The sequence below is a fragment of the Prevotella sp. HMSC073D09 genome (genome assembly GCF_001814145.1).
In the GTDB taxonomy this organism is placed as follows: Bacteria; Bacteroidota; Bacteroidia; order Bacteroidales; family Bacteroidaceae; genus Prevotella; species Prevotella conceptionensis.
Window position 1 is genome coordinate 1 of the sequence record NZ_KV815092.1, and the last position, 14,580, is coordinate 14,580.

General features: G+C 45.6%; 10 protein-coding genes. All 10 read right to left on the reverse strand.

All coding sequences use genetic code 11. The features are described 5' to 3' along the window. The coding region (locus HMPREF2955_RS07715) for a SpvB/TcaC N-terminal domain-containing protein (protein WP_305775577.1) at positions 1-2,536 on the reverse strand (2,536 nt) is incomplete at its 3' end. Between the two features lie 33 nt (positions 2,537-2,569). Continuing rightward, on the reverse strand, positions 2,570-4,375 hold the full coding sequence (locus HMPREF2955_RS07720; protein ID WP_139145512.1) for a DUF8202 domain-containing protein: 1,806 nt from the start codon (positions 4,373-4,375) through the stop codon (positions 2,570-2,572). After that, positions 4,372-5,544: a hypothetical protein gene (locus HMPREF2955_RS07725; RefSeq protein WP_070722397.1), complete on the reverse strand. Its 1,173-nt coding sequence runs from the start codon at positions 5,542-5,544 to the stop codon at positions 4,372-4,374. Before HMPREF2955_RS07725 ends, HMPREF2955_RS07720 begins: the two co-directional genes overlap by 4 nt. A gap of 119 nt (positions 5,545-5,663) precedes the next feature. Continuing rightward, positions 5,664-6,389, reverse strand: coding sequence for a porin family protein (locus HMPREF2955_RS07730; RefSeq protein WP_070722398.1), 726 nt, complete (start codon positions 6,387-6,389; stop codon positions 5,664-5,666). Between the two features lie 250 nt (positions 6,390-6,639). Next, positions 6,640-8,952: a TonB-dependent receptor gene (locus HMPREF2955_RS07735; protein WP_070722400.1), complete on the reverse strand. Its 2,313-nt coding sequence runs from the start codon at positions 8,950-8,952 to the stop codon at positions 6,640-6,642. After that, positions 8,949-10,634 (reverse strand): ABC transporter ATP-binding protein, encoded by a 1,686-nt coding sequence (locus tag HMPREF2955_RS07740; RefSeq protein WP_070722402.1) that lies wholly within the window; start codon positions 10,632-10,634, stop codon positions 8,949-8,951. Before HMPREF2955_RS07740 ends, HMPREF2955_RS07735 begins: the two co-directional genes overlap by 4 nt. Further along, positions 10,621-11,397 carry a M48 family metalloprotease gene (locus HMPREF2955_RS07745; RefSeq protein ID WP_070722404.1) on the reverse strand — a complete coding sequence of 259 codons (777 nt, stop codon included), beginning with the start codon at positions 11,395-11,397 and terminating at the stop codon, positions 10,621-10,623. Before HMPREF2955_RS07745 ends, HMPREF2955_RS07740 begins: the two co-directional genes overlap by 14 nt. 2 nt (positions 11,398-11,399) lie before the next feature. After that, positions 11,400-12,053 (reverse strand): hypothetical protein, encoded by a 654-nt coding sequence (locus tag HMPREF2955_RS07750; protein WP_070722405.1) that lies wholly within the window; start codon positions 12,051-12,053, stop codon positions 11,400-11,402. Continuing rightward, on the reverse strand, positions 12,046-12,948 hold the full coding sequence (locus tag HMPREF2955_RS07755; protein ID WP_070722407.1) for a DUF6895 family protein: 903 nt from the start codon (positions 12,946-12,948) through the stop codon (positions 12,046-12,048). Before HMPREF2955_RS07755 ends, HMPREF2955_RS07750 begins: the two co-directional genes overlap by 8 nt. A gap of 162 nt (positions 12,949-13,110) precedes the next feature. Continuing rightward, positions 13,111-13,260 carry a hypothetical protein gene (locus HMPREF2955_RS16230; RefSeq protein WP_168166875.1) on the reverse strand — a complete coding sequence of 50 codons (150 nt, stop codon included), beginning with the start codon at positions 13,258-13,260 and terminating at the stop codon, positions 13,111-13,113. Positions 13,261-14,580 lie beyond the last annotated feature (1,320 nt).

A 14,580-nucleotide genomic window follows, 5' to 3' on the forward strand; every position in this document is an offset into this window, starting at 1 on the left:
GGCTGTCCGTTCTCGTCCCTGTGCTGAGAATGGAATCCCTTTTCAATACGTTTTCCTCCTTTTGGATGCTGTATGTAATGCCGTCGCCATAAGTTGTGGACTTGTTCACCACACTGGCAATGCGGATTGTTCCTGAAAACGGTGCACGCCATACGCGCACTACGTCGTGCAGGGGGTTCTCCTTTTCCAAGGAGTCCCTGATGGCTTTATAGTCGGGAATGAAAGTGGAATCTATCTCTGCACTTCGCCCGACAATGGGATTGGGCGTTTCTTTCGTCGAGGGTATGAACGTAGGAAGGCCGTCTGTGCCGATCCTGTTAAACCATACCATGCCATTGTTGGCGATGTCCACCAGTCCGTCGTTGTTGAAGTCGGACAGGTAGATCTTCGTCTCCGTCTTATCCCAAGTTCGGCTGTAGCTGACGCCAGGGGAAACGAAAGGCAGCTCAACGGCAGCATCGGCATTGAGTGTCTTGCTTGAACTTGTTCCTCTGGAAAACTCCCCTATTCCCTTGATCATGCGACTTTTCGCAAATATGGGATTTCCTGTTTCACCAGAGAGGTTTTTCCTATAGCGAAGCCCATCCCGCGCTTGGAATAACTTATCAGGTAACCCGTCTCCGTCAATGTCTATTAGTGCTACCTTTCCAAAGTTCTCATTCTTCGAATGTATGTATGACGCTCCGACATTCACGGTGGCAACACTTACGCCAAATCCGACGAGCAGGCCACCACCCAAGGTCCTTCCTTTGGAGTATCCTCCACCAAGCATGCTCAACTCGTTGCTGAATCCGTTTATGGCTTTTTGCAATGGGGGTAAATGTTCGTGCTTACTGTCTGCCTCCGATGTCCACGACTCCGCCTTTCCAAACATTCCGCCCTTAACATCATCATAGTATTCAAACCCTTGTGCGGCCACCCTTGCCCCCTTAGCGTCGAGTTGCACGATACTATCTAGCAGCGTCTTGGCAAATGGGCCTTCGCGGTGATGCAGCGCATAGCTGCGTACGGACTCGTTGTTGAACGTAATGTTTACGCGTTGCAGCAGGCGGTCGTCGCGTTGCAACACACCCAGGCGGCCGCTGCTCATGGCATCCTTGCGCGCCGTGGGGGCGTATTCGAAGTTCACGGCGTAAGCTCCCGCTTCGTCGTCGTGTCCCGTATAGCGATAGGACTTGGGATAGAGAGTGTTGTCACAGTGTTCGTATGTATACGAAACGAAGTTGCCGTGGGTGTCCACCGTTCGATAAAGTGCCCAACGCACGATGTTCCCTGCGGCATCCTTGATTACGGCGTTGTCTACTATCTTACCACCAATGCCGCCAAAGTAGGATGTGGTGCCATCTTTGGAAGTTACTTCCCACGTGTAGTCCGTGGGCAAGTCGCCCCTGCGGATGATGCGCGCAAAGCCGCCCTCAACCAGCGGTTTAAAACGCTTATCCTTTGCCCGGCCTGGCAGTTCGGCTGTACGATAAGTGCGGTCGCCCAGTTTCGTTCCCATCAGCAGGTAGCTCTCACTCTCATGCTCGATGTCGAAACGTGGCACACCCCAGCGCGTCTCAATGTCCACACTTTGCACGGGCAGGCTCCAACCATAACCCACGTACGACGACCCACCATCGCTGCCATACTGCAAACCCACGGAGGGTTGCATGCTGCCGCGCCCTTTGGGCAACTCGAAGGTGTAGCCCAGCGATGCCGTTCCACTTTGGTTGGGCGTGGGCGCATTCACCGTGGTTATGCCCGCTGCGGGGTCGGCGGCTTTCAGTTCGGCAATACCCGTTGGCACATAGTTCTGCGTTTCGGGACTCTCAGGCACCTTGATGATGCCGTTTATCACGTCGGTGAAGTGCGAGGTCTCGGCCATCACCACTTCCCTTTCCCTATCCAAGGCCTTATGGCGAAGCATCGTCCACTTGCCTTGCAGCTCGTCATAATAATAGGTGTGTATGTCCTCCGCCGTGTAGCCCTTCGGGATGAGCGCGCTATCATAGGGCACGGTGATGGTTGCAGGCGCATGCACGAAATGCTCGCCGTGAGGCAACAGGCGGTAGCCTGCCACACCACCTTTCAACGATGCGGAAACGGGCACATCCCTATCGCCCGTAACATTCACCATGCCTGCTGGCAGGTGGGGCAGTTCGCCCTTACCCAGTGGCGTTACGCTCAACAACCTGGCCCGTTCCATACTACCACTCGGAACATGCAGCTGGGCACGCCCCAGATGCAGCGAGTCGGCCGTATCGCGTGCGAAGAGTTTGCTCACTGTACGACGTCGGAAACTGCGCAAGCGCGATAGGTCCTTGTTGGTTGCCCTACCCTGCACCTTACGCGTAACAAGCGTGCCGCCAATGCCATTCTTGGCATTCCATACTACCGAACCTTTGTCGGCCTTTTGTTCGGCATGATGTGTAACCTGCCGTTTTACTTCTCCTTGTGCGTCCATGCCGCGTGAAGTACGCCTACCATCGTTACAAGATGCGAGCGACAGTAGAGCTATGGCCGTTGCCAACGTGATGTGTATCAATCTTTTCATGTGCATTTCAGGTTTAGTCGTTCCGTGTATGGGCTATCTTCTTATAATCTTGACACTTCGCTTAGCCTCTCCGCTCCGCATCTCTAATATGTATACGCCCACGATAGGCAGGTATAGGCGGGTGGCATGGTAGCTGTCAGGTTCGCGAACCTCGGTTTGCAACAGCGCCCCATCGGGCGCATGGAGGAATAGCGCGAGCGGAGCGGTCTCCGTCAATTCAACGCGTACATCTATGTTGCCGTCACGAGTAGGGTTGGGCGACACCTCGTAGCGTGCGAAACCATCGCTCGTTGCAGTGGTTACGTTCAGCGTGCGCAGCGTAGAGCAACCATCGTCATTGGTTAGTTCAACAAGATATTCCCCATCTTCTTCAAGCGTTACACGTCTACCTTCTAGATACTTCCCAGCAGGAGTCTTCCAACGACAGGCGTAGTTGCCTTTCGTTTCCAAGTGATAGTCGCGTTCAGCCCCCTGGGCAAAGCTAACGTCCTCCAAGTCGGGAACGTCAGCCAGGTCGGCATTGTGCAACGTTACCTCGCTGCATAGCGATTTACCGCTACTATCGTATGCCACGATGACATACTTGCCTTGCGTTAGCGAGGGAACGGTTACGATGCTGTCCGCCGTAGCATGTACGCATACAGCCTTGCCGTCGACACTTGCCGTTAGGCGATATGGGGGTGTGCCGCCCGTGAGCAGTACGCGCAGAGCACCCTTCGCGCCAGTGGAGCAACGTGGCTGTTCCACGTCGATGGTAGAGAAGAAGTCCTTGGCCGCGCGAAATGTGAAGACACTTTCGCCCACGCCGGCACTTATGCCCATGAACGTAACGCTGTCCGCCTGCCCCATGTGTGCCTTATAATATCTAAGTTGCCCGACGGGAAACTTACCCGTTCCGCTATTGTCTACGGCCAGATAATAACTTTCGCCCTCGCCGAGCGGTTCCAGTTGCCTGATGCTCCGCGTGTCGAGGGTCAAAGTCATGCCCGCCACAGGTGTCCCCGTAGTGGTTGCCGCCCATCGCCGCCGCATCCATTTGCCGTTTCCCCTATCTGCCGCGAAAGCAAGCCGTTTGGCATTGTCGCCCCAAAGGTAGCTCGCGCCCTCGCCGATGGCCTTGGCCGTCACGCGAACAGCCGCTTCGCCCTCAGCACTTTGGCCTGTCGCCTGGTACAGGCACGACGTACTGTCGCCGATAATGCCAGCCACACGGTGGTTGTAGGCTTTAAGGCGGTAGTAGTTTCGTACGACCATGCCCTTAGAGTTGAAGTACGAATGGTTCAGCGTAATGCCATGACGCAAGGCCATTGCACTTTCAACACGCATGCGTTCTGTGGCCGAAAGTGCACGAGGATACACCGCATACTCCGCCATACCCTCTTTCATCGCCCTTATGGGCAATCGTTCCTTAGTGGTTCCGCCCACGGCCAGCGTGCCACGTATGCCATTGGCGGCAGAACTGACGTAGGTGTACAGTCGCAGAGGCGGCAGCGTGTCGCGCCCCGCATAGTTCATGAAAGTGCCACGGGCCAGGTCGGCCGTGCGCGCTGTGGTCTGCACCAGCTGTGTCTGTCCGCCCTGCGCGCCCACATGCCAAAGCAGTTGCTCGCCGCCCTGCCTCGCCTTACCCACGCCAACGAAGGTCATTCCGCTATTGGCGGCAAGCTGCATGGGCGCATTGTCATTTCCAAAGCCCCACTTTACATAGCCCATTACACCGCCGGGAGCATGCTGCGGTGTATGCTTTTGTATCTGTGCCTGCACCCTACTTGTCGTAAGGAGCAGCGTGCACAATAGTGGAACGAACGTTGCCACATGGCCGTATCTGAACTGTATCATGGTTGTTTGTTTTTATTGAGAGGTATGGTATAGCCCACTGTCAGCAGGAACAGGTGACTGTTGTTCCTTGCTGTGGCATAGCCGTAGGGGTTGTCTTTGGTTTGTATGAGGTCGGTTAGCCCATAAGCATATTGCAGATAGGCCTCAATGCCATTCTTGAACGACGAGTAGCCCACTTTGATGAGGGGCATGGCCTGCACCCTTGCCCGAAGCGTTTCTCTCAGGTGTGCCTGCGTCAGCTCGTCGGCCGAGGCGAACATCGCAGGACGGTCGCTCGTGAAGTCGATACCACCAGGATTAAGTGGAATGGCTAGCCCAACGCCCACACCCATGTAAAGGTTTCCAAGAAGATAGAGCCGCGCGGCAAGCTGCGGCATGAGGACATGATAGCGGAAGTTCGTCTCCTCGTTCACGTTGCCTGCCAGCTTATGCTCTTTCAGCGTCGATGCAAGCCAAGTGTAATCCGTTGCAAGCTCCATTCCCAATCGGTTACGGCGCAATAACGCAAAAACGCCTATCGTGGGTACTGTGGCCCCACACGCTTCCAACGTGTAACGCGGACGGATGTTACCCTCTTCAACCATTGCACCGAGATTGTTGATGACGGCATAGCCCGCACCTGCCCTGATGCCGATGCGCGATTGATTATACCCCTTGTATCGCATGGTTATCCGTTTCCTCGGATCGCGTGCCGATTTAGGTTGTCGGGTCTTCTCCGCAGGGGTGTTCTCCTCTGCGGCTGGTTTGGTCTGTTGCTCCGTCTTTGGCTCCGTTGGTTGGTCGGGTTGTTGTTGCGTTTGCTGTTCCACAGGTTGTTCGGTTGGTCCAACCCTCGTTTGTGGCGCATCCTTTACACCCTCGTCTTCTGCTGTGGCGTACTTTTCCTCCTTCTTTGGGGTTGTTGGCTCTGTGTTAGTACGTCTCTTTATGCCCTTTCTCCCAGCATCTCGCCTTGTACGTAAGCCACTTCCCTTGGGACAAGTTCTCCCAGAGGCATGTTGCGGTGCGGCTTTTGTCGGGACTGTTTCCTGGTGCGTTGGTGGGGGTATGGGGTCTTCTGTTGTTTTGCGTTTGCAGAGTCTGAAACACAACAACAGGGCAAGCACAATGGCCAAAAGGGCGACGGCACGCCGCATATTGCGTTGGTTATTGGAGCTAGGGTTATTCATGTGTATGCAAAGATAGATAGTAATATTATAAGGAACGCGCGCGTACGCGCGAGAGAAACAAGCGAGTAAATATGCAACAACGGTTTATCTTTTTACGATACAGCGGTTCAGCGCAGGCCTCACTTAATGTCGATCACATACGCAACCGTAAGCTCTGCCTGCCAGTTGTGGTTGGCGCATTCCACCCAGTTAAAGGTGTTGGTCTCGGTCTTGATGGTACTCCCCAAACTGTAATGAAAGCGCAAGTCGATGCAGATGCCCGAATGGAAGTCGTAGCCCACGCCTCCGCCAAGTGCAGCGTCGGGGCGTCCTTTTAGCTTACTTCGCATCACCCGTTCCGTCTCCTCCACGCTTGGGTACTTCCACTTCTTAAACTTTGCATCCTCTTGGTTTCCCTTATAGCTTAGGTTTTCGGGCGAAAGGTTCGCTCCAAGGCGTCCGCCCAGCGACACATGCCACGTGTTTCGCTCCTTGAAAGGATAGAGGTTGAAGTAGGCTGCCACGCCCAGATGGTGGTAACGCGCGGAGAGCGTATAGTTCAGCTCGTCCCTATCATCGTACCTAACACGTGCCGTGCGGTTATAATAAACGATGCCTGCCTCCACGCCCCACAGGTTTCCCTGCGGCTTATACAGAAAGAACAGCTCGGCGCATGGCACAAACAGCACGCGTTTCCGTAAAGAATAGTTGGAATAATAGTCCTCGCTCACCAATATCCGGTCGACGTTGGAATTAGAACTGATGCCTCCGCCAAGCCGCAGGCCTGCGTGGAAATTGGCGTCTTGTGCAGATAAGGGCTGACAAGCGCAACAAAGCAAAATCGCAACAAATATAATTGCTTTCATGGCTCAATGTGTTTTCGTGTATTGTTTATGTTTATGAGACAGATGTCTCTACGGCTACAAATGTAAGAAAAATAAAACAAACAACAAAATGAGGATGCATTTATTTTTTACACATCCTCATTTTGCATTGTCGGTATCGCTCTTGGCGGCTACACGCACGGCAAACCTGCGGTGTTTTTACATATCTCTTCCTTAAAAACTAACCGCAGTTTCTGCACCTCAACTTATAAAGCACACTTGTCCCATTTGATTACAATCTCTTCTTTTCAGAATTTCCTGCCCCAGTACCCTTGTATCTGGACCGAGAAGCATTAAAATGATATGAAAGCGTCACCTTCACCATACGCGTATCGAAAGTGTTTTCCTGCAACAATTGCATTTGATTGCTGTATACGAGGGTGCCCGACTTTTGTAGATGAAAAAGGTCTTTGCCTTCTATTTTCAAGACTATGCTTTCCTTTAAGAAAGACTTGGTTAAGCCCACGTCCAAACCAAACACATTACGCGTGAAATACATATTCTGATAGTGGCCCTTAGATTGATAGTTCACATCAACGTTGGCCATCACCTTCCCAGGAAGTTTCAAAATGTTGGCCCACTGCACATTCAACACAGGCTTGTCCATGTTGAAAGTACCCATCATGGTATTCAACGCAAGCCACTGTTTGCGAACCCCAACGGCCAGGCGTGGGTTCCAAAATCCCAAAGAAGGAGCCGCTGCCAGCATAATCGTCAAACTTTTAATGCTGTTCAGATTCTTATACTTCACTTTTGTAATAGATGTGTTTCCCGGCATCTGCTCTGCCCAGTAGATAATCGCATCACGCTCATCTTGCCAGCTTACCATCGCCTGAACATATTTCCATTCGGCCGCGGCCGTAACGTCATGAACATGTTCACTACTCAGACTGGGATTTCCCGACTGCATAGAGAAACGGTTGATGTATATGACATTGTTCGACAACTGACGATAAGTGGGACGCTTGGTCTTAACAGAATAGCCAATGTTAAGGCGCACCTTACCTAGTTTGGCCATCAGTGAAAGACTTGGAAACATGTTGTTGAAGTTGCGACTTTGAAGAGGCATGTAAAGCCCATCCTCATAATACTTGAACGACACGTGCTCAAAACGAATACCTGCATTCAACATGCCGAAAGGCAATCCATACTGATATTCAAGGAATGGGCTGATTTGAGTTTCTTTGAGCCGACTGGCCGAATTCGACAGGATGTCTGTGCGGTCGATTGTGTAATCATCATGGCGGTTGTTGGCAATAACTTCCACACCACCCTTAAACATACCCTTAAACAACTGATGACCTAAAATCAGTTTGGCAGCAACCAAATTGTTACGTACATCACTTATGGATGTCAATTTCCTAGAATCATAGGCGGCACTCGTTTCATCACTGTGCTGCGTGTTTTTGTCGTGATTGAAAAGGTAGTCGACATTCAAGTTTACCAATGCCTTGCCGAACATACCATTATAATAGGCATTCAACTGGTGCGTAGGTCGATTGTCGTACCCCGTCCAAGCATGGGTAGACAGTTCATCGTATGGCAGACCGTTGGCAGTTACGCGAGTACCCGTAAGCATGTCTGAATGGTGGCAGGCATTAAAACCCACAATGTACTTAAATCCCAAAGAATGTGCCTTTGATATCGTGTAGTCCAAACCAACTGTCAAGTCGTGGTTGTTGTTCTGAACGCGATTCTTTAACTCATTTTTCTGCTGCCACAAAGGTTCAGCGTATATCGTCTGCTCTAAATCGCCTTTTTGTAGCACTTCATCGTGCGTCCATTTATATTGGCCGAAGGCATAAAGTCCCTTACTATTAAAAGAAAGGTCTACCAGGCTAGAACAATCCGTGTTCTCCGAACGGGCATAAGTACCCACGAAACCTATTCCCATTCCTTCGCCCTTAGGTTTCAGAAGCCTGATCTTAACTATCGCCCTCACGTCAGAAGGGTATTCCGGGCCAGGGTCCTGAATAACCTCAACGTCCTTTAATTGGCGAGAGTCGATACGGCTCAGTTCATTCAGGTTCCTCACCTGACGCCCATTGACATACACTAGGGGACTGCCCTTGCCGAAGACGTTAATGCCTTCACTGGTCAACACCATGCCAGGAACATACCTAAGTACATCCACAACAGTACCAGCCAAACCAAGAGGCGTCTCAGCCACATGGGTTATAAGGCCCTCCTTGCCCATAGCATAGGGAGAACGATTGCCCTTAACCATAACCGTACCAAGCATCTTCACGTCTTGTTGGAGGATTACTTCGCCCAAAGACGGGGCAGAAGGCAACGTCTTGGGGATATAGCCAACAACACTCACACGAATAACACTCTCCTCTGCCGGCTCAGCAAGGCGGAACTCACCATTTTTGCCAGAAACAGCACCAGATATGAATGTACTATCGCTGGCTCGCAAGAGCATCACATTGGCATACTCGATAGCATGGTGCTCTTCATCCACGACGTTGCCGGTAATTTCTTGAGCTGATATTGCTGTCGCTATGCATAACCATAGCGTAATTAACACTTGTAACCTTTTCATGTTCTCACTTCTTTAATTATTTTATTCTTAATTTCGTAGACTTTATCCATCTGCCTGATGATAGACATACGATGGGAAAGTACAATAAGCGTAGTATCTCTTGATATTTCCGATAAGAAACTATTGATACATTGTTCAGTTTCTTGATCTAAAGCACTCGTTGCTTCGTCAAGTATGATTATTTTTGGCCTTCGAATAAGGGCTCTGGCTATTGCTATGCGCTGTCGCTGACCTCCCGAAAGACTTATTCCATTCTCACCTATTACAGTATCATATCCATCTGGAAGCTTTTCTATAAAATCATGGGCACACGCACAACGAGCTGCAGCAATAATCTCTTCATCAACTTTGTCAGTATCAGGGTACATGATATTATCTTTTATACTACCAGAAAATAATTCAATGCTCTGAGACACGACACCGAAGAGTTTACGGTAATCTTTCAAGGAGAACTTGGTGACATCAACGCCATCAAGGAGTATTGTCCCTGATATAGGCTGATAGAATCTAAGAAGTAACTGAACCAATGTGGATTTACCACCTCCACTTTCGCCTATAATACCAACACGTTCACCTACATGGATTGCCAAGTTCACCTCATTAAGAACAATTTCTGGCCTTGATTCATAGGCAAAACAAACATTATCAAATAATAATTTATGGAGACCATCGGGTAAAAACCTGCCCAACTCATTCTCCTCCTTAACATCAAGCAAGTTACGAAAAGTCACAACGACACCAAGCGTATGCATAATAGATGCAAAAATTGAAGATATACCAGAAATTGCGTTGACAATAAATATTGTGCACATGATAAACTCGAAAAGTTTACCTGCAGTCATTTTTGATTGTTGAATCAAATATATAGCATAAAGCATTATCAAAAATAGCCCTACAAGTAAAAGACAGGATATTGCAAACTGGAGCAGCGTTCCTGTAAATGAAGCCGCAACAGATTTCCTCCTGATCTCGTACATGACACCATTATATTTATTTTCTTCACGCTCTTCACTACAAAAACTCTTAATGACCCGAATAAGCATAAAATCCTCAGCAAGTATATGATTAGCCTCCGCATAGTTGTTGTAAGCCTCTCTTGATAGCTCTTTGATTTTATCACCTAAAATTAGCGATATTTTCAAAATAAGTGGAAACGTAAGTAGGAGCAGTAAAGTAAGTTTAAAATTAACAATAAACAAATCACATAGGCAAAAGATGATAATCAGCGGATGAAAGATTAACTGGCCTACTTGATCTGAAAATAAACGTTTCAACGATTGAATATCATTATTCAACCGACTTGACAGACTTCCCACTTGAGCTTTATCAAAAAAAGATATAGGATAACGTATAATCTTTGAAAACAGCAACTGAATAATCTCCACAGTCGTTTTTTCTGCAAACACCAAAAAACAATAGCTCTTAATCATATTAAATAATGTATTCAAAAAGAATGCCGTAAAGAGTATACAGCAACAAAACAGAATACTTACGCCTATATCCTTACCTGAAAGCACATCGACAAGCCGCCCAATTAGATATGGGAGAGAAGCTTGAGATAATCCAGAACAAAGCACCAAGAATACTCCTATAATGAAGTATTTCCTGTTGCCAAGAATTGGCAATTTGAAACTCCGATATAGAAAGGAAAGGTCTTGTCGAAGAGCTTTAATCTTGTGCATAATTGGATATTTTGTTTATTCGTTGAAATACATCCGGGTGCTTAGAGAAAATGCTTTTAGTGAGGGTTTTGTTGGTTTTATGAAGTGCACTGACTAAATATTCTCTTTCGAAATGAATTACAGCAAACTTATCTGCATCATACTCCTGATGGCGTAGAAGACAACATAGTAACACACGAAAACAAAAACCTAATAACACAAGGCTGATAAAGCTCAATATCAACATTTGTAGGAGAGAGAGAGACTGTCCTATATATAAGTATAAAAGAACGCCGACAAAAACAATAAATGCAGCATCCCAGGAACTGCAGTAAAAATAATGATATTTTAAATGGTTACCCTTGATATGGCCTATCTCATGAAAAATTAATGCGGTCATCTCGTGTTTTGTAAGTTGTCCCATTACCGCAGAAGTAAGAATGATGTAGCTACAATAGCCTCTTTGAATTAAATGAGAATTAACGTCGTTGTTGTTATAATATAAAATCTTTACTGGTATATTTTCAGTTGAAAGGTATTTCTTAATCGGTTCTGGCAGGGAACACTCTTCAATATTGCCAAAATATTGTTCAGGAAAAGGGCTGTTCATCCGCTTTCTGCAAATAATATAATTCAGGACAAGCACAGAAAACACACCAACGAGAGTTGCTAGAAAAAAGGCATATTTCAAATCACAATATTTTGAAAGCACAGGTAGACCACCCGCTACTAAAATTGCTGTGATTACCTTTAACGCATGTATGATAAAGCTCCCATTAATCATGTTTACTTATTCTTAGAGTTATTGTACGTCAAAATTGCAGCTATGCAATCAAAACTAATACCAAGCACGACACGCAGCTCAGAAACGTCAAAATGGTGCTTCATATAGAATCCAAAATAGCCTTCGGGATTTTGTTGCATACAAAGAAACGAATAGGCTGACGTCATTGCGTCATTGCCTGCCGTACCCATACTTACAATTGACCTAAAAAGAGCATTTCCTGTTAATAGGTCATAGTTACGATAAGCTTCCAACAGACATCCCATGAGTAGGTCAATGTAATTATTCAAACTATCGAAAAGGGTAAAAAATTTCTTCCTGACTTCCGAAACCTTTTTACCATCAAATTCGCTTTGGATCAAATTGCACCTCTGAACAACATCATCATTGTTTATTAATGTGATTAGTGATCCACTGAATACCTTGAAAAGTTTGAAATGCAAAGAGGTAAGTTCGTCATTGCATTCAGTTTCGTCAATAGTTGAAAGCCTCCGAATTGTATCTGGGTCAAACCAAGCGAGGTTTTTAACACTTATACCATTCTGTTGCAACAAGCGATAAGTGTTAAAGATGATGATGGCGCACATCCCATCAACCTCGTCTCCATTAAGATAATCGAAAGTCCATCTTTGGAAGATTGAAAAATTACTATTCATTACATTTGCCCCTTTCTATACATATAGAAGCCATAATGGCTACCAATGTTGTATGATAATTGTTCCTAACAATGTTCTTATTACGAAGTTCCTTATTATCTACTTTTTCATCAAGTTTATCATTGTTCTTTCTAAAAGGCCCTATAATATAGCCCCCTTCTGTTTGCTGCTGCATTAAAATAGAATATACTTCCTCTCTATAGTCTTTAAGCGCATTTAAGTTGCACATGTTGATGATGTATTCACCTAGCAAATCAAAATCCTTGACAAGTAATTTAATCGAAGATAAAACAGGAAGATTTCTTATTGCTTTTTCCCTAAGCTCATTAGGAAGATTGTAACTCCCGAAATCAGTCGCATAGAAAATGGAATGTGTAAAGGCATATTCTTCACTAACTCCCCAGTTTAAAACATCATAGCTAGACGCTAGGATAGTCTTAAACACGCTCTGCTCCATTTTATCTCTTATGTTTGTGCCTGTATATCTTTTGGTCTGACTTATAGTGAATTCTATATCAAGAAGTCTATAAGGAAGTAATTCTGGAGTTATATTATATGCTTTTTCATGAGAATTCTTCACTAACTCTTCAAGGATAGAGTTATTATTGTAAGTAAGATAATATATAATAGGTGCTGCTGACACTCTATAAAATCTGAGATCTAACAAAAGATGCTCATAATATGCAGGGTTTTCGATGATTGTTTTAGAAAACCCAAACAATTTATTTAGGATATCAACAGTACTGGTAGCAAGAAACTTATGATGACGCTGCCCTAAAAGCAAAGCTAATTGGAGTTCAGCGAACATCTTTTTTATATTCAAGTCCGTATCATCTAACAAAGGATTGAAAAAATCCCTATTATCATATATCCATTTTAAAGCCTTATCCAACATCAGAATTCCATTTTTCTTGGTTAATTTACATCTATAGTGAGGATAAACCTCACTATAGACTATTTAATTAATTGATAATTATGGCTTTAATAAAAAATAGTGTCCAATCAACAACTATTAGATTCTACATCTTTACCAATAGCCACAAAAACATTGTTCAAGTTACTTGTAAACAAGTACATAACCATCACCAAAGAGACATCCCCATTCTTCTGGACGTTCCTCTGCATTATTTTTTACAAAATTCTGTGCACCTGCAAGCAGGTTCTTCTCGCTGACAACGTCAGGCTTAGTCATTTTCAACTTCTTCATTTTCTTGTTTTTTAAAAGTTTAATATAATAGGTTTGGGGATTCTCATTGCATGCGGAGTCTCCCTCTACTCGAGTAGTATATATCCCTGAAATTCGGCATTTAATATCCAATCATATAACATGGATAGCGTTTGTCAATTATTAATATCGCGACATAAAAACATTTTAAGTTTACGCTACAAATTGACATTGAACAACAATCTACTTTTTTCTTTTTGCAAATATAAGATGATTATCATACACCACAAAATATTACATCTATTTTTTTACACATTGTGTTATCTTAACGCCTTTTAGCGATACATATTTTTCACCCATAAAGGAATATTTATTGCAGAAAAACGCTTCAGCCGACATTTTGAGCGATTAAGCTGAGAATAAGAAAAGAAAGTTGCTGTGGTTCTCGTATAGATGGAATAAACATAAATAAAGCTGAACAGTTGTTTTGTACACCATGCATGGTAATCCGCCAAAATACACACCGAATCCACTTATTACCTTATCCGCCCATCAGTCAATGTAACCTTTTCAGCAAGATTTTTAACACTAAGAGTGCCTTCGTAATCCACCAACCGCCCATCCGACCGCAAAAATTCGATTCTCGCGAAGGTTCGTTTTGATGCAAAAAGGGGTTGCATGTAAATGCAGGCAAAATGAATGCGCATTGCATAAAACCGCAACTTGCACCAGGTTTTGGGCCATTTGCAGCAAAATGAAGTGCGTTTTGGTGCTAAATACAATGCAATATGCCGCTAAACGCAGTGCGTTTTGATGCTAAATGCAGTGCGTTTTGGTGCTAAACGCAAGGTAAAATGGTGCAAAATGCAGTGCATTTTGCTGCAAAATGCGAGACGAAACGCATAAAAATTCACTGCAAAGAGGTGGGTAAAACCCCTTTAAACCATTAAAAACATGGGGTAAAGTGGGCAAAAAGCACTTAAAAAAGGGGGATTTTAGGGGCTAAAAGTAGGTAATTGGGGTTGAAAAAATTACCCGATGGCAAGCAACTAGAAAGGCAAAACGGTGCAAAATGCAGGTTATTTTCTTAAAAACAGACAAGTAGAAGGGTGCGTAAGACTGAGAATAGTGGGTATTTTCCTACTTTTCAACCACTATTTTCTCTAGAATGGAGAGCCAGATAGAGGGTGTTTTGTAAAATATAAAGACACGAATTAACACCGCATTAAGTAGCCTTGCTGTTGCTTATACACTTCAATCCAAAAACAAAGTCCCAACTTTCAAACACCCAAAATGCGAGTTATGCAAAAGAATTTTGGTAAGTTTTGTAGTCAAACAGAATTGGATTTGGAAAGCCATAGA

Excerpts from the sequence above, each read along its gene's own strand:
- HMPREF2955_RS16230 (WP_168166875.1), bottom strand. The coding sequence starts at position 13,260 with ATGAAGAAGTTGAAAATGACTAAGCCTGACGTTGTCAGCGAGAAGAAC.
- HMPREF2955_RS07725 (WP_070722397.1), bottom strand. The coding sequence starts at position 5,544 with ATGAATAACCCTAGCTCCAATAACCAACGCAATATGCGGCGTGCCGTC.
- HMPREF2955_RS07745 (WP_070722404.1), bottom strand. The coding sequence starts at position 11,397 with ATGATTAATGGGAGCTTTATCATACATGCGTTAAAGGTAATCACAGCA.
- HMPREF2955_RS07730 (WP_070722398.1), bottom strand. The coding sequence starts at position 6,389 with ATGAAAGCAATTATATTTGTTGCGATTTTGCTTTGTTGCGCTTGTCAG.
- HMPREF2955_RS07755 (WP_070722407.1), bottom strand. The coding sequence starts at position 12,948 with ATGTTGGATAAGGCTTTAAAATGGATATATGATAATAGGGATTTTTTC.
- HMPREF2955_RS07720 (WP_139145512.1), bottom strand. The coding sequence starts at position 4,375 with ATGATACAGTTCAGATACGGCCATGTGGCAACGTTCGTTCCACTATTG.
- HMPREF2955_RS07740 (WP_070722402.1), bottom strand. The coding sequence starts at position 10,634 with ATGCACAAGATTAAAGCTCTTCGACAAGACCTTTCCTTTCTATATCGG.
- HMPREF2955_RS07735 (WP_070722400.1), bottom strand. The coding sequence starts at position 8,952 with ATGAAAAGGTTACAAGTGTTAATTACGCTATGGTTATGCATAGCGACA.
- HMPREF2955_RS07750 (WP_070722405.1), bottom strand. The coding sequence starts at position 12,053 with ATGAATAGTAATTTTTCAATCTTCCAAAGATGGACTTTCGATTATCTT.